Here is a 17,512-nt window from a genome sequence, read left to right as displayed (position 1 = left end):
GAGAACCCGAAAACCCAACCACAGCAGCACCTGAAACGACTGACAGAACAGAAGAAGGAAGCACAAGCACAACCCAACTCAACAACCCTAGTATAGCATGGGGACACGCAAAAGACAACCTCAAGCCCAGGCACAGAGCGGAACACAGCCGACGCACACCACGGCCCAAGCAACCAGCGAGAGAACCCGGACGGAAACAAAAACACACAAATGGCTTGCGCCGCAGGCACCCCCCCCCAGGAGACACCCGGAACCCAGCCGCAGCAAACCGCAAGGCAGAAGCCCCAGCCGCAGCGAAGCCACCCCCAGCAACACAACTGGCTGATTAATGTTCAATCCCCAATTCCCAATCCCCAATCCCCAATTGCCAATCTTCCCTGACTGCAAACCGCCGACAGCCGCAGGCGGGCTGGCCGCCGCAGGCGCAGAGGCGGCGCGTCAGCGCGGCAGTCGCTGTCTGCGGCGTAGCCAGATCCGCCGCAGGCTGGCGGCGGAACTACACGCCAGTGAGCGCCCGGTGCGGACGCACGGGGCGCGAACGATCAGCGAAGCGAGTAGACTGTCTCTAGTTCTGGGGAATTAAAAGCGCTGTTGGATTAACTGCTGCTTTGCCTTGAGGACGAATTTCAAAGTGTAGGTGAGGGCCTGTACTGCGCCCGGTGCTGCCCATTTCTGAAATTAGCTGACCTTGCTCGACTGTCTCGCCTTCTCGTACCAAAAGGCGGTTGTTGTGGGCATAACGGGTTACGCTGCCATCAGCGTGTTGAATGTCTATCAGGTTTCCGTAGCCACCAGAGTTCCAACGTGCATAGACTACGACTCCAGAAGCAGCTGCAAGCACAGGTGTCCCAATGGGTGCAGCGATATCGATACCCTTGTGCATTCGTCCCCAACGGCGACCATATCCAGAGGTCAGGGTGCCTCGCGCTGGCATTATGTATCGGGGATTCAGTTCTGGGGAATTCAGTTCTGGGGAATTGATTTGAGGAATGGCTGGCAGATTGTAGATTGCCGTCAATTTGGCTTTGGTAAATTCTTGAGCGATCGCATTTGTAGTGATAAGGGACAAAGCAGTTACCAAAGCTATGTGACGGCGCATAAAGTGTCCTACGTATGAGAGCGGTAAAGCATTTTATGCGCTCATTTCCGTTTGCTTCTACGGTAATCCCACGGTTTTTGATAGTTGCCGCCCCACACTCCTAAGCGTTTTTCCTGGGCGATCGCCTCCGCTGTCTCTAGTGGCAGTTTGTTTGGGCAGTTGTTGACGAATTCCTTGTATAGGTAGGCGTTGCCAGACATCAACTGTTCAGCATTTAATAACTTTTCCTCATTCCCCAGAACTGTGAAAACTTCCGCCACGGTTCGCCCGTAGCGGTCTTTTTCCAGTGCGACGACCTGCACCTGATTATCTGTCTGGGCAACGAGCGATTGCAGATGTTCTGTCGCCTCTCGTCCCAGAGGTTGCGATCGCTCTGGCGCATCAATGCCGCACAGCCTAATCTTTAGCTCTGAGCCGTCAGTTTGGCGCACTGTCAGGCTATCACCGTCGCTAATCCTCATCACAAACCAGGATTCTGAGCTTGGGGGCGCAGTTCTGGGGAATTTACAGCCAGTAATTGCCCCAATGCTTAGCAAAAATATTAATGAATAGTTGTGTACTTTCACGGATTTCATTACTCCTAAATAGCATTTAAAATGCCCCATCTTTATGTAAAGATTGCAGACAATGAAGACTAAAAGAATTGTTGGGTGTGTAGGGGCTTTTTTAAGCATTGTATCCATAATTGGTTCGGCTTATGCCGCGCCCGTTAAAGATGCTGCGGGGAAATTGTATATAGATGATTTGACCCCCTCTGGTAGTGCTAAAGTAGATTTTCCAAATGCGCTTAAAACAATCAATTCTAACACTGATGCTTGTGGAAGATTGATTGTTAGAAACTCTTCAAGCACTCCTTTAACAGGTGTCGGTAACATTCTGATAAACGGTACTACTACACCAGCGCCTACAGCAGTTGATACTGTTCCTCGCTGCTTAAATGGTGTTGCAGAAGTACCACAGACAACTCCTTACAAAACACCTGCGGGAGATTTTGTATTTCCTGGGATGTCTCCGCTTTCTAGCCAAGCGATTGCATTCCCTGGTATTAGTTTGAGCCGTAACGTTAGCGTTAACGCTTGTGGATTTGTTGCCCTCACAAGTTCTGCACAGTATCCTTTGACTGGAACGATTAATGTCAACGGCGTTGCCGTCAACACCGATACAGCCCCAATGGGAAATCCTCCCCGCTGCATCAATAACATTCTTTATATGCCTCAGTAGTAACCTTTGGTGCATCCCGGATAGCTTGATTACTGGCTCGTGCCTTCAAGGGCTAGAGCCAGTTTTTATTAGGAGCAATATGAATAATTGGAGAAATTTTATATATGTGGTTGCTTTTTTTATACTGGGGTTTCCGGCAGCGATCGCTCTCTCTAATTCTTCCTCTAGTTCTGGGGAATTGAAGGGAGGCACTTTACCAAGTTTCCCAGTCCAAAAAAAGGTAGCTCCTTCTGCATCGTCTGGAATTCCGAAAACTTTTAAGCTCAATATTTCAATTTCCAAGCCAGAAGATTTAAAGGTAAGGCAGGGCGAGACGGTAATTTCTGGGCAAGTGTTGGCAGATAGAGTGAGCGATCGCAATAGATTAAATTTAGCCAAACAAGAGCTAGAGCTGAGTTTGAAAAAAATTGAGGGGAGTATTATTTTCAATCCTCCCAAACCAAAAAGTGTGCCTTCTGTGGCTTCGCTTCCACCGTCGCAATTTAGGGAGCAAGAGGCAGATATTTTGGATGCTCAGATAAAGGTGAGGGAGGCACAGATAGCCGTCGATTTACACAAAAGGTCATTATCAGTTGCACCACCCAAGGAAACTTCAGAATTGGAGCAGGCTAGGGCTGTTGTTGTCGCCGCAAAAAATAAGGTGGATATACAACAGCGGAAAATTGATGCGATCGCAACCATGACCTTGCCTGAAGCTGTCAGCGAACACGAGGCTAAGGTGATGGAACAGCTTCAGACTGAGCTGACATCGAGGGAAGCAGAGGAACGTGTCGCCGCCGCCAATCTTGAGGCTGCATCCCTTGGGGCTGCTGAGGAGGAGCGCCAACTCTTAGCAGACTTCGACCGGGCGAAATCTAATTTGGAATTGGTTAAAGCTCGCCTCGATACCGCCCGTGAGAAACGGCAGCGGGAGGAATATCAACATCAGCTCGAACTAGCGCAGAGAGCAGAGCAGCAGAACCAGGCTGAGCAGGCTTATTCAAGGCAGTTAATGGAGGCTCAAGCCCAGGAGCGCGAAAAAGACTATCAGCTCTCTCAGGTCAGAGTCAAGATTCAAGATGTGAATAGCCAACTTGCACAGCTGGCGACAATTAAATCCCCTTACAGTGGCGTAGTGCGCCGAGTGAAATATGAAGGGCAGAGCAATCAGGATCTCAAGGTTACTATCACTATCGCTACTGGTAGCAGTGCAGTTCAATTCCCCAGAACTGAGGGCGATCGCATCCCCGGTATTGCTGGCTCAAACTGAGGATGACAGCGGTAGTGTCCCATCTGATCCAGAAGAAAACCCGCTACAACCAGCGGGGCCGAGTATTGAGCAACTGGTGAGGACACAGATTAACTCTGACCTTTGGCAGGAAATGAAGGGCAATCTGCCATGTGCAGAAGCGAGTACCCCTTGTATTAGTCAATTGCAGGGTGTAGCGGCTCAGAATAATCCATTGCTAAAGGAAGTTGATGCTCGGATTCAGGAAATTGAAGCCAAGATATCAGAGGCTAAAACCGCAAACAAACAGAGTATCAACCTTTCAGTGTTGACCCCCGCGGTGCAGTATTTATTTCAAGGCACTGGTGCTACTACTGTTTCAACCCCCGTACAGCCTGGGCAGCCTGCGCCTCGTCCGCCTGGATTTTTAGATAGATTGGTGGGCATCTTCACGAGTATTACCGGGATTAACGGATTACTCGGTGCTATTGGAGTGCCAACATTTCAGGCGCTTACTGGTGGTAATAACGATGCTAAGAACCGCTCGATTGCGATCGCTGACCTTCAGATTAAGCTTGCACAATTGCAGCGGGATAGGGCAGAGTTGGCTGATGTTATCAGAGAAAAGGTTTATCAGGCAGCTTTTGACCTTGACGATGCCAAGCGAGAATTTCAGGTTAGTCAAGAGCTGGCACGGGGTCGGGCTGCATTGAATCAACTGGCAGAGGTTGAATATAGGCTGGGGCAGGGGTCAACAGAGTCTTACTTGAATGGTTCCTTTGCGCTTCAACAGCACAATGCTTCTGTCTTTAGAACCTGGACTAAGCTGAGGTCTGGAGTGGTTAGGGTCAAGTTGTTGGTGTTGGGGGCTGAGGGATTGTGATTGTTTGGGGTGCGATCGCTGTTCTTACTATTTGGGCTGTTCTCAACTCTTGGATGGAGTCATAGCCGGGGCGCTGGATAGATAATCTTGGCTGTTAGCTGTCCAGTAGCGAATTGGTTTAATAATTGCCCTGCTGCTAATTCAATAGGGTGATACTGCAATTTAATTAATTCCCCAGAACTGGAGATGGACTGAAACTGTCCGGGGGTGGGGGTGATTATTAGTTCCTCTGGCGCGTCAATTTGCAACGAGCCAGACAAGTAAATGGCGCTGCCAGGATGCGCTGCTGCTAAGCTTTCCAGAACTGCGGCGGGTTCCTCGTCGTTAAATGTCAGTGGTTGAATTTGGGTTGATGCGTTGTTGGATGCTGTCGCCTTTAGTGAAGAAACAATGATTTCCTTACCCGTTTGGTACAGTCCAGTTTGGTCTTGAATTAAAAAATTTCCGCCCAACTGTTCAACCAAAAAGAAGCGAGATTTAACACGAGTGCGATCGCTGGTTCGAGTCCCTGTCACATCAATATAGATAAGGTGTGTTGACCCATCTTTATTTAGCACTTGTTCAACGCTGTCCCTATTGCCCAGCACTTGATTGAGTTGCAGTGTCAAGCCCCCGGCTGTCTGGATGTTGTAACTGATGAGTAGGGCAGCGATCGCAGTCGCCAACACCCAATACTCAGGTGTTGAGCCAACGCGCAACCTCTTATTAGGGTTCATCGCACTCACCCAACGCACCGGGGACGGGTAGAAGATGCAGACACCCTCCTTAGTGAAACAATCGGCAACAGCTGAGAAGAAGTGGCCCAGCGGCACGGCTGCCCAGAGGTGCCAGTTTCCGAAGTAGTACCACAGTGGCAGTGCTGCAATAGCTAACAGGAAAGTTGCATTAATGCAGTGCGTTACTGTTCGGTGCGTGTATCGCTTCTCTATCCACGCCGCCACAGGATAAAGGATTTTTCCTGCTGTACTATCTGTAGTGTCAAGGTCGGGAATTTGACTGCTGAGTGCCGCTATCCCTAGTACCCAAGGGTCAGCACTGGTTATTGCAATTGACACCGCTGCCGCACTAATAGCAGCGTGAGTTAGTCCCATCATTACGCTTTACTCAATTGACGAATGACCATGTACAGCACTAGGGCAGCCCCACCGATTAGCCGCATGGCTGGGTCGCCGTTAGCCAGGTAACGAAGGATTGAAAAAGCTGCCAGACCTGCCATTAAGAAAGGTGTGATGCTGCGGTACTGGTTTGCCGATTTGAACACCTCTGACTCTTCCCCTAGCCGCAACTGTTGCACTAGATATTTAGCCCGTGTGATGTTTCCCCCGGCGCGGCTTGTGATGCTGGCAAGTTGCTGAGTGTTGAGTTTCAACCCCTGGTGCTGGGCTTCCTGAGAAATGAGCGATCGCATTTCCAGCTCTGGTATTCCCTCAAGCTGTAGAAGCACTGGCATTTTTAGGAAGATGTCACGCTCTGGATTCCTTGAGGCCAGCAGTAACAGCACTATGCCTTGATTGTGCAACCCCTCTAGCCAGTACCTCAGTGATGCTGACCATCGCTCGGCACTGTCGCAAATGATTAGTGTGCCGCTATCACAATTCGATGCAATCTCTTCTCGCAGCTGGTCAGCACTCATTGGTTTCTCTCCCGTTATGTCCCCATCTTTGTTGTAGGTGGGGGTAGTAGTTGGGATATCAAGCTGTTTGGCGATGCTGATTAGGGCTGCTTTCAAAGCTCCGGTATAGGATGCGATCGCTATTGAATATGTCGCCGCCAATTCCGACGCTAGTCTATTCCCCAGAACTGTCTTACCTGCCCCCGCTTCCGCCATTACCAGCACGGATTTACCTTGCAGCAGTGCGTGTTTGGCTCGGTTGTAGGTGCTTTTGTGAATCTCTCCATTTAGTTCTGGGGAATTGTTTACGCTGCTGCTTGGTGCTGGTTCCGTTGCCGAATCAGTTCTTGGGCGTATTGCATCGGGTCGCAGGACTTTGGGGCTGTCCGTTCCTCCACCTCTCGGATGCGATTGCGTAAATCCTCATCTAGTTTGTCTGGGTTTGCTCGGAACTCAGCAGCCAACATTTTCTCGGCTATCAACTCCCCTGTTGCACGAGATTGGGCTGCTCGTACCAGTGCCATTACCGGGTCAATTCCAGGCTCATTTTCATAGATAAGCTGGGGTGTTTCTGCTGCAATTTCCGCAGTTTTTACAGTTGCTAATTCTCCTCCTTCCATGAATCCTTTATAGGTGCCGTGGGTGGCTATGTAATCACGTAGAGCATTGAGATTTTCTTCTGTAGATGGTAGTCCTTTTTCATATAAAAACTTTCTCCACTTATACGCTGCCGCTTGTTTGATACCGTATATTTCTTGTATTTGGCTGATAGATAATTCTTTCATTTCTATGCTCCTTGATGCCTCGCGTAGGGTGGGGGGTGTAAATAATTGATACTGAATTGGCACTATATGGGGTGTCAAAAAAATTATTTTTTGATTTTTGACAAGTGCCTTTTAACTTGATAGATGGAAAGCTCTACACCTTCCGCTATCTCTTGCACAGAAACATTAGGATTTTGATTGAGCATTTCTACAATCCTTTCTCGTCGTGCTTCGCCGCGCTTCCACGAGGGAAATGGAAGTTCTTCGCAAGCGTCTTCAAAGCACCCAACTCTGTACACTCCTCTCATCGCCATCTCTATGTAAAGATGGGGAATCTTACACGCTTTTGTATGGAACTTACATCCGCAAATTCCACAGAGTTTGTCTCTTTATAAAACTTTTATACGAGTCAGTTGTGAATGCGGCGGTAGTATGTAGAGCGGCTGATATCCATACTTTTACAAATGTGATTGACCTTCTTGTTAGCCTGCCGTAGCGTTTCGGCTGATTCAATCTGCTCTACTGTCAATTTCCTGGGTCTACCACCGCTGCGCCCCCTTGCTTTGGCTGCGGCGCGTCCTTCGGCGGCTTGCTCCAGAATGTAGGAGCGTTGCCAGTCAGCAACAGCCATGATGATTCTAAATATCAGCTCTCCGGTGTGGCTGCTGGTGTCAATCATCGGCTCCGAGATGGACTTGAGTTTAATGCCTCGTTCCTTCATCTGGGAGATAATCTGCAACATTTCGTCAAAGTTACGCCCAATGCGATCGCAACTCCAGACAATCAGTTCATCTCCGTCGCGGAGGTAGTCCCAGCATTGTTGCCAGCCTGGTCTGTCCATGTCGGCTCCGGTTGACTTGTCGGTGAAGGTGCGATCGCATCCAGCCGTGTGTAGTGCATCAAGTTGTCTTTCTAGGTTTTGGTGAATTGCTGACACGCGAGCATAACCAATTTTCATGATGTCTCAAAATCAAATTGAGCAATAAAAATGAGACACTAACTTATGAGACTATTTTGAAACAGTTTAGCCAGTGTCTCAATATTAGGATTATGAGACACTATCGACAGAGCAGGGGCATTGCAGATTTCCCGACTGGCTCCTTAATTCTTTTTGGGAGAGAGCGGAACGGATTTGTTAGAGCAGTATGGGACAGATTAATTCGTTACCAGCAAGCGAAGCGTGAGGCAGAAGGTGGGATTAAACGAAGCGGAAACTAGAGCCAAGTTAATCGACCCAGCTTTATACCAACAGGGTTGGACTGAAGAGTTGATTAAGCGTGAAGAGACTGCCGGAACGATTGAGATTATCGATGGGGAAGCTCACAAACAGAACAAAGGGCGGGTAGATTATACTCTACGTTTACAAGTTAGTTCCGATACGCAACCCGTAGCCGTAGCGTTGATTGAGGCTAAAAAAGAGGACTTACCAGCGAATCATGGTTTAGAGCAAGTTAAGCGTTATGCGAAAGGGCTGAATGTACCGTTTTTGTTCTCTTCTAATGGTCATTTATTTGTTGAATATGACCGGATCACGGGCATCACGTCCAATCTGCGATCGCTGACTGACTTCCCCACTCCTGATGAACTCCGCAGTCGTTACGAACAGCACTTAGGCTTGAGCCTAGATGACCCCGCTGCCCGTCCCCTATTGATGCGCTATCGAGGTGGAGAAGCGACGCGGCGGTATTACCAGGATGCGGCTATCCGTGCCACGTTAGAAAAGATTGCCCAGTGCCAGACGCGGGGACTGCCCAAACGGGCGCTGTTATCACTGGCAACGGGGGCGGGTAAGACGTTTATTGCTGTTAATATTCTGAGTCGGATTGCCGATGCGGGTCAATTGAAACGGGCGCTGTTTGTGTGCGATCGCGATGAACTCCGCTCCCAAGCAGCGGCGGCTCTGCAAATTATCTTTGGTGCCGATGCCGCTACAGTTTCCGCAGGCGACCCGAAAAAGAATGCCCGGATTCTGATTGCTACTTATCAAACCTTGGATGTTGATAGCGAGGAAGATACTGCTAATTTCCTCACCACCCATTATCCTGAAAACTATTTCAGCCACATCATCATTGACGAGTGCCATCGGTCGGCTTGGGGTCGATGGTCGCAAGTCCTCACCCGCAATTCGGACGCAGTACAGATTGGTTTGACTGCCACACCGCGAGAGTTGGACGTTCCCGAAAACACCAGGGAAAGTCAAGCGGATGCTCAGATTACCGCTGATAATATGCGGTATTTTGGTGAGCCAGTCTATGAATACGACATTGCTCAAGGCATTGAGGATGGCTACCTCGCTGCCTGTGAAATCCAACGCAGTCAGGTCAGCCTGGATAAGACGGGCATCACGATTGAGGATATCCTAGCCCGAAATCCGGTAGACGCAGACACAGGACAACCCATCACTGAGGCTGAGTTACGGGAACTGTACGAACACACCACCTATGAGAACCGCATCCTCTTACCAGACCGGGTGCTGGCAATGTGTCAAGACTTGTTCAATTATCTGGTGTCAACCGGAGGGCCAGAGCAGAAGACAATTATCTTCTGCGTGCGCGATCGCCATGCCGATGATGTGGCTACAGCGATGAATAATCTCTATGCCCAGTGGTGTCAAGAGAACGGCTTTAGGCGCGTTGAACCCTATGCCTTCAAATGTACGGCTAAGGGTGCCGGAAGTACCTATCTCGCTGACTTAAAAGGCAGCTCTCGCTCTCACCTTATTGCTACTACGGTTGACCTGCTGACGACAGGGGTTGATGTTCCAGTGGTGCGGAATATCGCCTTTTTCAAATATGTCAACTCTCCCATTAGCTTTTATCAAATGGTGGGGCGGGGAACTCGGCTAGATGTGGCAACCCAGAAACTGATGTTTCGGGTCTACGACTATACCAATGCAACCCGGCTATTTGGTCAGTCGTTCTTGAGCCGATTAACAGCGCGGCGCACGTCCACTGTGGGGGCGGGGACACCTCAGCTAACAGGAGAACGACAAGAGCAGCGGACGATTTTGGTAGAAGGTTTTAATGTCAAAATCACCCCAGCAGGGCGCTACATTCTGACGATGGTAGACGGTCAAACGCTGCCTGTAACCATAGAGGAGTATAAGGAACGCTTGGCACAGAAGTTAGTAGAAAGTGTGCCGAATCTCACGGATTTTCGCTCGATTTGGGTGAACCGGGAGGAACGGAGGCAGGCGATCGCTCAATTACCAGATGGGGGGCGTTCTCCCCTGCTGGTGCGTGAGGTGGAGGACTTAGAAGACTGTGACCTCTATGACGTGCTGGCAGAGTTGGGCTATGGGTTGAATCGTCGTACCCGCATAGAACGAGTCGAGGCGTTTGCTTACAAGCACGTTGACTGGTTAAATGAGATGCCTATACCCACAGCAGCTACGGTGAAGGCGCTAACCGCCCAGTTTACTCGTGCTGGCACTGAAGGGCTGGAGAATTCTATGATTTTCCAAACACCAGAGGTAAGAAAGGCTGGCGGTTTGGATGCGTTGAAGGTGTTGGGTAAGCCTGCTGATGTGTTGCGGGAAACGAAGGTGAGGTTATTTGCGGCGTGATGACAACTGAAGTGATAAGCCAACAGCAGGATAAAAGGAAGTTGCCTAATGGTTGGCGTTGGATGAAGTTGGGGGATGTATTAGAAGTAAAAAGCGGAAACTTCTTGCCAGCAAAAGCCATGAGCATAAGTGGTATTTATCCAGTTTATGGAGGTAATGGCATAAATGGCTATCATGATGAGTTCTTGTTTGATGAACCCAAAATTGTCATTGGTCGCGTGGGAGCGCTCTGTGGCTGTATCCACCTCAGCCATCCAAAATCATGGATTACAGATAATGCTTTATATGTATCTAAAAAGAAAGTTAACTTTGACAATAATTTCATGGTTAGATGCCTACGCTTTTTGGACTTAAATAAGCAATCCAACAGCATGGCTCAGCCATTAATCTCAGGAAAGATTATTTACCCTATAGAAATTCCTCTCCCACCACTGGATGAGCAGAAGCGCATAGCAGCAATTCTGGATGAGCAGATGGAAGCGGTGGAGCGATCGCGTCAAGCAACCCTAACCCAGTTAGAAGCAGCCAAAGCCCTCCCTGCTGCTTATCTCCGGGCTGTGTTCAATAGCCTAGAGGCTCAGAAGTGGGAAAGGAAATCGGTTAGTCAACTTATCTCATCACAAGTGTTACTTGAACACCAAGATGGCAACCACGGAGAACTACACCCACGGAATAAAGATTTTGTCTCTTCTGGTGTGAAATTCGTAACAGCAAAGTACATCAAAAAAGACGGAACACTTGCACTCAATAATGCACCGCATATTACAAAAGAGCAGGCAAATGGACTAAGAATTGGTTTTGCGAAAGGTAATGATATTCTTCTTGCTCATAACGCAACAGTTGGCCCGGTTGCTATAGCTCCATCTGACTGTGAACCATTTGTAATAGGTACTTCCCTAACCATTTATCGTCCTGTTCCATCTGTTATGCTGCCGCAGTTTCTTTTTTTAGCTCTAAAATCTGAAGATTTTCAGAACCAACTGGTTGAAGCGATGAAACAAACTACACGCAATCAAGTTCCTATTACCCGGCAGCGGCAAATGACGCTTCTACTTCCTCCACTTACCGAACAAGAACGCATTGCTGCAAACCTCACAGAACAACTGACAGAAGTTGAACGCCTCCAACAATCCCTAAAATCTCAACTAGATGCCATCAATAGGCTACCAGCTATACTCTTACGCCGTGCCTTTAATGGAGAAGTTTAAACAAATAGTGATTAGTTAATTCACTACGCTTTAATTCATTCTAATGCTTATTACAAAAAAATAGCAAAAAATATCATGGACTACAACTCACTTTTGGCTTGCTTTAAAAACTTTATTACAAGAAATCGCAAAAATATTATGGACTACAACTCACTTTTAGCTTGCTTTAAAAGTTCTATTTTATTAACTGACAAAATCAATACATTTTTGTCTAACAATCAGCAAAAGCAATCTGTAACCCAAAGCAAGATAGATAAACTTAGAATTATTCTCTATCGCAGAATGGCTCAAATCAGCCTGTCTATATATAAACTATTGCCTGTTTCCGAAGAAGAATATTTTAGTTTAACTTCAATTGCAAGCCTAACAAGAGTTTTAATCGAATCTTATAAACCATTTTATTATTTAACAATTGAAAATATCCCAGATGAAGAACGTGAATTTAGATATTCATTTTTTGAGGCTTCTCTTTTAATTGAACGCCATAATATGCTTCAGGGAATTGCAAACACAAGCGAAGATCCTCGTTTGAAACCTGAGTTAATAAACAAAAAACAAGAGATAATAAATCTCCCTTACTATAAAAACTTAACTGGGACAACAAAAATTCCCACCATTTACCAAAGCGTGTTTCAATCACTTAGAGATACAGAGATGGCGGGACCTAAAAAAACTCCCGGATTTGGTATAGACTTGATGAGGAAGCTTGCTAGAAATGGTTGCTACAAAAATGACAATGATATATTTTTGGAACGATTGGAATATGAACTCAGTAAAACCTTCTCAGATGAAGAAGAAAAACATCTAAAATCCAGATTTGATAAGTTTTTTACCAAGCTAATGTCAAATTTTGTACATTCAAGTGCTTTCGCCATAAGCATGGAGTGTGACAGTAATTTTCAACTCGATCAAGAAGTTAAAAATTATTTAAGTCAAATGATTTCTTGCTGCATATTTTATCTTAATATAGCTACATATGATTTAATTAATTTATATCAAATACCTCTAGATGATGCTTTAAATCAGGAACTTAAAAAAGCTATGGAAGGCTCGTCAGTTTTTCTAAGTATCTTGACAGGTAAGGCTACTTCGGATGCAGGCAATCCATAAAAAATAATCGCGGAATTAACTGAAAAACCGTTTTAAAAAGCAAGCTCTGACGAGTCTTAATAATTCAATGGCAACATCTCGAAAAAAAAGTAACGGCAACGGCAAAAGTTTTATCACCCAACAAAGCCTGAATAGCTACATAAAAAGCATCTGCGACATCATGCGTCGCTCGAACTGTGCCGGAGCATTACAGTACGTTCCAGAACTCACCTGGATTCTATTTTTGCGAATTCTCGACGAGCGGGAACAACGAGAGGTAGAAGAAGCCGAGGCAGTGGGTGAAAACTTACAGCCCTCCTTAGAGTCGCCTTACCGCTGGCAAGATTGGGCATCCCCAGCAGGCACGAAGCGCTTAGAACTCCAGTTCGGTGAGTTTGGCGGGTTTCTTCCCTTTGTCAATAATGACCTGATTCCCCACCTCAAAAATCTAAAGAATCGACCTAACGCCACCCCCAGACAGAAGATTATTAGCGAAGTCTTGTCCGGTGTGGAACGGGTACGCCTGGACACCGAATTTAACCTGCTCAACGTTCTAGATAAAGTCCACGAAATCACCCAAATCGACCCGACTCACATCTTTCCCATCTCCCAAGTCTATGAGGGACTGCTACTCAAGATGGGAGAGAAGAATAACGACGGCGGACAGTTTTTTACTCCTCGCGAGGTTGTCCGGGCGATGATACAGGCGATTAATCCCCAAATCAATGAAAAAATTTATGACCCCGCTTGCGGTACAGGTGGCTTCTTAGCTCAAGCTTACGAGTACATGAGAGCTGCGTTGGGCGATGAGATTACGGGCGAACAGCTAGAAACTCTGAAACTCCGCACCTTCTATGGACGGGAAAAGGAAAACCTCATTTATCCTATTGCTCTCGCCAACCTCGGACTACACGGCGTTGACCAGCCTAATCTGTGGCACGGTAACACCCTCACTGGCGGGGCTAACTATGCCGATTTGTTCCAAGGAGCGCCCGCGCTGTTTGACGTGATTCTCACCAATCCTCCCTTCGGCGGCAAAGAACACAAGGAAGTTCAGGCGCAGTTTGCCTACAAAACCAGTGCGACTCAGGTACTCTTCCTCCAGCACGTCATCAACAGCCTGAAACCGGGGGGACGATGTGGCATCGTCCTAGATGAAGGCGTGTTGTTCCGCACCAATGAAACCGCCTTTGTCCAGACCAAGCGCAAGCTACTGGATGATTGTGACCTGTGGTGTATTGTCAGCCTACCAGCAGGAACGTTTGTGGCAGCAGGTGGGGGTGTTAAAGCTAATATCCTGTTCTTCACCAGGGGCAAGTCTACCGAGAAGATTTGGTACTATGACCTATCTGATATCAAAGTAGGCAAGAAAACCCCGCTAACGCTGGCTCATTTTAAGGAGTTTTTGGAACTGCTACCTCAGAGGGCAGATAGCGATCGCAGCTGGACAGTCACCCGCGATGAAATTGAGGCGAAAAACTACGACCTCAAAGCTGTTAACCCGAACGTCAAGGCTGTAGAAGACACCCGAACACCGAGAGAACTACTGGACTTCATTGAGTTGAAAGGGATTGAGGTTGCATCATCGCTGGCTGTGCTGAGGAAGTGGGAGAAGTAAAAGATAAACGCCAATCTAAAAGAAACTTGAAAGTGAAAGCGATCGCTAAGATAATTCCCCAGAACTCATAGCGATCGCAGTAGGATTCGGGATTTTTGGTAGAGCCGGGTCAACTGTTGTCTAGGAATGTAGAAAGGGCGATCGCTCGTTTCGGTAGTTCTAGGAGAAAAGTTTCCGCCCAGATTTAGAATGAGTAGAAAAGCTTATCTTCAAGAATCTCAAAGAATCTCAGGTATTTTAGGAAAGCATTTTGGATCGGGTTTGTAATAATTACATTCAGAGGCATGATTTGAGCTACACTTAATCTTTAAAAATTTGCAAAATATAGAGGGTTTATTACTAAAAAAATTTTCTCCATGATATCGGCAGAGAAAACAGTTTTTAATTTTTATTCCTATATTATGAGCATTAATAACTCTTTGCTTGTACTGGGCGGATGAGTTATAGTAACTTTTTAAAGGCTCTAAAATTTCATAATAAACTATTGAATCCTTTTGACTTTGCAGTTGGAAATAAATATCATTAAGACTTTCTCTTATTATAATGCTTCTTTGACTTTTGAAAACAATAAACACACTAATTTTATTTGGACAATTTTGGTGATTGCAGTGATTTTTTATTTCAATTTTTCCCGGAAAGTTAATGCGTTTGACTCTTGGGTCGTTTTGTCTAATCAAATGTTGATATATAAAGTCTATATCTGACTCGCTCTTAATTTGTATTTCAACAATATTAAAAGAGGAATTTGCTTTTTTCTCAGTGAGGAAATGAGTCACTGCTATTTCAATAAATAACTTTTCACTTCCAGAGTCATTACTTAATAAAATGTCTGGAATGAACTCCCCTTCTCTAGTTTCGAGTAACACATTAGTATATATTTTTGTTAAGTCAACAAATCGGCTAACACTTTCTAGTTGGCAGGTAATTCCAAAAAATGCTTCATTGGCATTACAAACTCGGCTGACTTTTGAGCCTAGATAAAAGGGGATTCGCCGATTTAGACATTTTTGGTACTCTTGAAAAAATAGATTTTTGGCAAGTTTGTGTAAATAAGTTTCTTCCGAACAATTATAGGTATACTTATGAGCGAAATGTTTTTGTCTAACTTTTCCTAATTTAGGAATTAGGATATTATCACAAGAAATACAAGTGAATACTTGATTTCTTAAGTCTGGCGTGCGTTCTAAGTCTTCTATACAAACCGTCTTATTTTCTGAATTTAGAGCATATTTATATTGGATAGAGTTTTTTGATTCCATCTTCACAACTGCTGCCGTTTTTAAGTTCTAAAACCTTAGCCGCTCCACAGCTTTACGCTTTGTTTCTTCCCCGCGTCGGTCATACTTCGCCGTCGTCACGGGCGAAGCGTGTCCTGCGAGTTTCTGCACCGTGACAATATCAGTGCCAGCATCTAGCAAATCCGAGCAGAACGTCCTTCTAAAATCGTGGGGCGAGAACGCCGCTACCCCAGCCTCAGTAGCGCGTTTCTGTACAATCAATAACACAGCCTGGGGAGTCATCCGCCGCAGTTCCACCCGTCCGCCTTTTCGGATGGGACACAGCAGCGGCCCCGGTGACAAGCCTCTGACGACAAGCCAATCTTCCACCAGAGCGATCGCTACATTCGGCAGATACACCGTCCGGTCTTTCCCGCCCTTCCCATCGCGCACTTCCAGCTTAGAGCTGCTGGCATTAAAGTCCTTTAGATCCAGATTGACTGCTTCAGCCCGACGCAATCCAGCGCCGCGCAGAATGGCAATTAACGCTGCATCTCTGGCACCCGTGGCAGCCGGGTCATCCATACACACCTTAAAGAGCGCCGCAATCTCATCTTGCGAAAGCGCACGTCCTCTGAGTCCCTTTTTTACCGGAATGCTCGGAAAATCCACAGCTTTTGCATAATCGGTTGCATCCATCAAATCCAGTCTAAGCGCTTCTTTAAGCACTCGCCGCAACGCACACAGCATCTTATTCGCCGTCGCTGGGGCATATCGTTTCATCAGTGCCGTGCGGATGGCAGCGGTATTTTGATAACGCAGTGCTGCCCAATTCAGTGTCATAGCATCGCACTGATTGTTAGTCAGGAGTTGAGCGATCGCATCCAATGCCTGTCTCATTGTCGGTCTGGAACCATCCGCCAGTCCATCCAAATACACCGCAGCCGGATGCTGAGTTAGTGGCAGCGGTATTGTCAGCACCAGGGTTGTAGCGGCTAGGCGACTCATTTACTTATCAAAAGTACGCTTCTAAAAAGCTATTTTCTCACCTTCGTTACCCGAAGCGAACTAAAGAAAGGGAAGCGATCGCAATCTTATACTATCCCTTAGAACTCAGAGACACGTTTGTTGCAAGGGAAGTGCTAATCCGTTGAAAACTCTCAAAAATCTATTCGCTCATCGTGGCGTTCGGGTGTTAGCGATCGCATTGGTCTTGCTTGGATTGGTTGGATGTCCAGCCACTCAGCCACCACAAACACCAGTACAGCAGCCCACACCCAAAGTTAGTACACCTAGTTCTGCCTTAAAGAGCGTTCACTTGATGCTAGGAAATCTCAGCGGTGCGACAGAAAGCGTCGCTACTCCCGATAACTACCTGATGGTGAAGCCTCAATATGCGCTGTCCTATAACCGAAGCAAGGGAACTGCAAACTGGGCTAGTTGGCAACTCAATAAATCTTGGCTTGGTAGTGCTGACCGACAGGATAACTTTCGCCCTGACCCAACACTCCCTCCTGGTTGGGAACGAGTAACGCCTACTTTTTACTCTGGCTCTGGGTATGACAGGGGGCATATCGTACCTTCAGCTGATCGCACCAAAACGCTAGAGGATAATTCTGCCACTTTCTTAATGACGAATATGATGCCCCAAACACCAGATAACAACCGGAATACCTGGGGCAATTTAGAGGACTATAGCCGGGAACTGGTGAGTGAAGGGAAGGAACTTTATATCATTGCAGGAACTGCTGGCAGTCAAAAGCAGCCACTCAAGGGTAAAGTCACAATTCCAGCATCAACTTGGAAGATTATTGTCGTGCTAAATCGTCCCGGTGCTGGGCTTTCAAGTATTACCACCGATACTCGTGTCATCGCGGTAAATATCCCAAATCAAGATGCCTTAGATAATGATTGGAAAACTTATAAAGTCAGTGTTGACTCTTTAGAAAAGTTAACTGGTTACGATTTTATTTCTAATGTCAATTCAGCTATCCAAAGAGTAATTGAGAGCCGTATTGACAATTATTAA

At 46.7% G+C, this 17,512-nt stretch carries 17 protein-coding genes and 2 pseudogenes; 10 read left to right on the top strand and 9 right to left on the bottom strand.

Annotated features, from left to right (window positions below; translation table 11 throughout):
* Nucleotides 1-329, top strand: a pseudogene (locus H6F63_RS25525) (hypothetical protein); the annotation flags it as partial.
* Complete coding sequence (locus tag H6F63_RS25520) at nt 329-583, top strand: hypothetical protein (RefSeq protein WP_190640122.1); 255 nt, start codon at nt 329-331, stop codon at nt 581-583. The pseudogene H6F63_RS25525 and the gene H6F63_RS25520, both read left to right, overlap by 1 nt.
* Here the strand turns inward: H6F63_RS25520 and H6F63_RS25515 are convergent.
* Nucleotides 566-997, bottom strand: a pseudogene (locus H6F63_RS25515) (M23 family metallopeptidase); the annotation flags it as partial. The gene H6F63_RS25520 and the pseudogene H6F63_RS25515 overlap by 18 nt on opposite strands.
* A 143-nt stretch (nt 998-1,140) precedes the next feature.
* Nucleotides 1,141-1,560 (bottom strand): thermonuclease family protein, encoded by a 420-nt coding sequence (locus tag H6F63_RS25510; protein WP_199298276.1) that lies wholly within the window; start codon nt 1,558-1,560, stop codon nt 1,141-1,143.
* Between the two features lie 166 nt (nt 1,561-1,726).
* Between H6F63_RS25510 and H6F63_RS25505 the strand changes: the two genes are divergently transcribed.
* The 3 genes from H6F63_RS25505 to H6F63_RS25495 all read left to right on the top strand — a co-directional run bounded on the left by H6F63_RS25505 (nt 1,727) and on the right by H6F63_RS25495 (nt 4,410).
* Nucleotides 1,727-2,320: a hypothetical protein gene (locus H6F63_RS25505; RefSeq protein ID WP_190640119.1), complete on the top strand. Its 594-nt coding sequence runs from the start codon at nt 1,727-1,729 to the stop codon at nt 2,318-2,320.
* A 79-nt stretch (nt 2,321-2,399) separates the two neighbouring features.
* On the top strand, nt 2,400-3,569 hold the full coding sequence (locus H6F63_RS25500) for a hypothetical protein (RefSeq protein WP_190640118.1): 1,170 nt from the start codon (nt 2,400-2,402) through the stop codon (nt 3,567-3,569).
* Nucleotides 3,508-4,410 (top strand): TolC family protein, encoded by a 903-nt coding sequence (locus H6F63_RS25495; RefSeq protein ID WP_190640117.1) that lies wholly within the window; start codon nt 3,508-3,510, stop codon nt 4,408-4,410. The genes H6F63_RS25500 and H6F63_RS25495 overlap by 62 nt, the downstream gene beginning before the upstream one ends.
* Nucleotides 4,411-4,469: 59 nt before the next feature.
* Here the strand turns inward: H6F63_RS25495 and H6F63_RS25490 are convergent, their stop codons facing one another.
* From H6F63_RS25490 to H6F63_RS25470, 5 genes are all read right to left on the bottom strand, one after another.
* Nucleotides 4,470-5,504 (bottom strand): metal-dependent hydrolase, encoded by a 1,035-nt coding sequence (locus tag H6F63_RS25490; RefSeq protein ID WP_190640116.1) that lies wholly within the window; start codon nt 5,502-5,504, stop codon nt 4,470-4,472.
* Nucleotides 5,504-6,247, bottom strand: a complete 744-nt coding sequence (locus tag H6F63_RS25485; RefSeq protein WP_190640115.1) for an AAA family ATPase — start codon at nt 6,245-6,247, stop codon at nt 5,504-5,506. Before H6F63_RS25485 ends, H6F63_RS25490 begins: the two co-directional genes overlap by 1 nt.
* An 80-nt stretch (nt 6,248-6,327) precedes the next feature.
* The gene (locus tag H6F63_RS25480) at nt 6,328-6,807 is read right to left on the bottom strand and encodes a hypothetical protein (protein ID WP_190640114.1); all 480 of its coding nucleotides are present in this window, start codon (nt 6,805-6,807) and stop codon (nt 6,328-6,330) included.
* 83 nt (nt 6,808-6,890) lie between these two features.
* Nucleotides 6,891-7,094: a winged helix-turn-helix transcriptional regulator gene (locus H6F63_RS25475; protein ID WP_190417147.1), complete on the bottom strand. Its 204-nt coding sequence runs from the start codon at nt 7,092-7,094 to the stop codon at nt 6,891-6,893.
* Between the two features lie 101 nt (nt 7,095-7,195).
* Nucleotides 7,196-7,744: a recombinase family protein gene (locus tag H6F63_RS25470; protein WP_190640113.1), complete on the bottom strand. Its 549-nt coding sequence runs from the start codon at nt 7,742-7,744 to the stop codon at nt 7,196-7,198.
* A 234-nt stretch (nt 7,745-7,978) separates the two neighbouring features.
* On the opposite strand from H6F63_RS25470, the gene H6F63_RS25465 reads away from it, so the two are divergent.
* The 4 genes from H6F63_RS25465 (at nt 7,979) to H6F63_RS25450 (ending at nt 14,266) form a co-directional block, all read left to right on the top strand.
* On the top strand, nt 7,979-10,351 hold the full coding sequence (locus H6F63_RS25465; RefSeq protein WP_190640112.1) for a DEAD/DEAH box helicase family protein: 2,373 nt from the start codon (nt 7,979-7,981) through the stop codon (nt 10,349-10,351).
* On the top strand, nt 10,351-11,559 hold the full coding sequence (locus H6F63_RS25460) for a restriction endonuclease subunit S (RefSeq protein WP_242020109.1): 1,209 nt from the start codon (nt 10,351-10,353) through the stop codon (nt 11,557-11,559). The genes H6F63_RS25465 and H6F63_RS25460 overlap by 1 nt, the downstream gene beginning before the upstream one ends.
* Before the next feature lie 75 nt (nt 11,560-11,634).
* Nucleotides 11,635-12,669: a hypothetical protein gene (locus H6F63_RS25455; RefSeq protein WP_190640110.1), complete on the top strand. Its 1,035-nt coding sequence runs from the start codon at nt 11,635-11,637 to the stop codon at nt 12,667-12,669.
* A 67-nt stretch (nt 12,670-12,736) separates the two neighbouring features.
* The gene (locus tag H6F63_RS25450; protein WP_190640109.1) at nt 12,737-14,266 is read left to right on the top strand and encodes an N-6 DNA methylase; all 1,530 of its coding nucleotides are present in this window, start codon (nt 12,737-12,739) and stop codon (nt 14,264-14,266) included.
* 218 nt (nt 14,267-14,484) lie between these two features.
* Here the strand turns inward: H6F63_RS25450 and H6F63_RS25445 are convergent, their stop codons facing one another.
* Both H6F63_RS25445 and H6F63_RS25440 read right to left on the bottom strand, forming a co-directional pair.
* Nucleotides 14,485-15,525 carry a competence protein CoiA family protein gene (locus tag H6F63_RS25445; RefSeq protein WP_190640108.1) on the bottom strand — a complete coding sequence of 347 codons (1,041 nt, stop codon included), beginning with the start codon at nt 15,523-15,525 and terminating at the stop codon, nt 14,485-14,487.
* Between the two features lie 27 nt (nt 15,526-15,552).
* Nucleotides 15,553-16,491 (bottom strand): tyrosine-type recombinase/integrase, encoded by a 939-nt coding sequence (locus H6F63_RS25440; RefSeq protein WP_190640107.1) that lies wholly within the window; start codon nt 16,489-16,491, stop codon nt 15,553-15,555.
* Between the two features lie 142 nt (nt 16,492-16,633).
* Here H6F63_RS25440 and H6F63_RS25435 point away from each other — a divergent pair, with 142 nt between their 5' ends.
* The gene (locus tag H6F63_RS25435) at nt 16,634-17,512 is read left to right on the top strand and encodes a DNA/RNA non-specific endonuclease (protein WP_199298275.1); all 879 of its coding nucleotides are present in this window, start codon (nt 16,634-16,636) and stop codon (nt 17,510-17,512) included.

Origin of the sequence: Trichocoleus sp. FACHB-40 (genome assembly GCF_014695915.1) — a bacterium.
GTDB classification, from domain to species: domain Bacteria; phylum Cyanobacteriota; class Cyanobacteriia; order Cyanobacteriales; family FACHB-T130; genus Funiculus; species Funiculus sociatus.
Note: the sequence above shows the minus strand (reverse complement) of the source record. Positions and strands in the feature narration are given on the sequence as shown.

Coding starts and splice junctions, on each gene's coding strand:
- H6F63_RS25490 (WP_190640116.1), bottom strand. CDS start 5,504: ATGATGGGACTAACTCACGCTGCTATTAGTGCGGCAGCGGTGTCAATT.
- H6F63_RS25460 (WP_242020109.1), top strand. CDS start 10,351: ATGACAACTGAAGTGATAAGCCAACAGCAGGATAAAAGGAAGTTGCCT.
- H6F63_RS25450 (WP_190640109.1), top strand. CDS start 12,737: ATGGCAACATCTCGAAAAAAAAGTAACGGCAACGGCAAAAGTTTTATC.
- H6F63_RS25505 (WP_190640119.1), top strand. CDS start 1,727: ATGAAGACTAAAAGAATTGTTGGGTGTGTAGGGGCTTTTTTAAGCATT.
- H6F63_RS25475 (WP_190417147.1), bottom strand. CDS start 7,094: ATGAGAGGAGTGTACAGAGTTGGGTGCTTTGAAGACGCTTGCGAAGAA.
- H6F63_RS25500 (WP_190640118.1), top strand. CDS start 2,400: ATGAATAATTGGAGAAATTTTATATATGTGGTTGCTTTTTTTATACTG.
- H6F63_RS25440 (WP_190640107.1), bottom strand. CDS start 16,491: ATGAGTCGCCTAGCCGCTACAACCCTGGTGCTGACAATACCGCTGCCA.
- H6F63_RS25480 (WP_190640114.1), bottom strand. CDS start 6,807: ATGAAAGAATTATCTATCAGCCAAATACAAGAAATATACGGTATCAAA.
- H6F63_RS25445 (WP_190640108.1), bottom strand. CDS start 15,525: ATGGAATCAAAAAACTCTATCCAATATAAATATGCTCTAAATTCAGAA.
- H6F63_RS25455 (WP_190640110.1), top strand. CDS start 11,635: ATGGACTACAACTCACTTTTGGCTTGCTTTAAAAACTTTATTACAAGA.
- H6F63_RS25470 (WP_190640113.1), bottom strand. CDS start 7,744: ATGAAAATTGGTTATGCTCGCGTGTCAGCAATTCACCAAAACCTAGAA.
- H6F63_RS25510 (WP_199298276.1), bottom strand. CDS start 1,560: ATGAGGATTAGCGACGGTGATAGCCTGACAGTGCGCCAAACTGACGGC.
- H6F63_RS25520 (WP_190640122.1), top strand. CDS start 329: ATGTTCAATCCCCAATTCCCAATCCCCAATCCCCAATTGCCAATCTTC.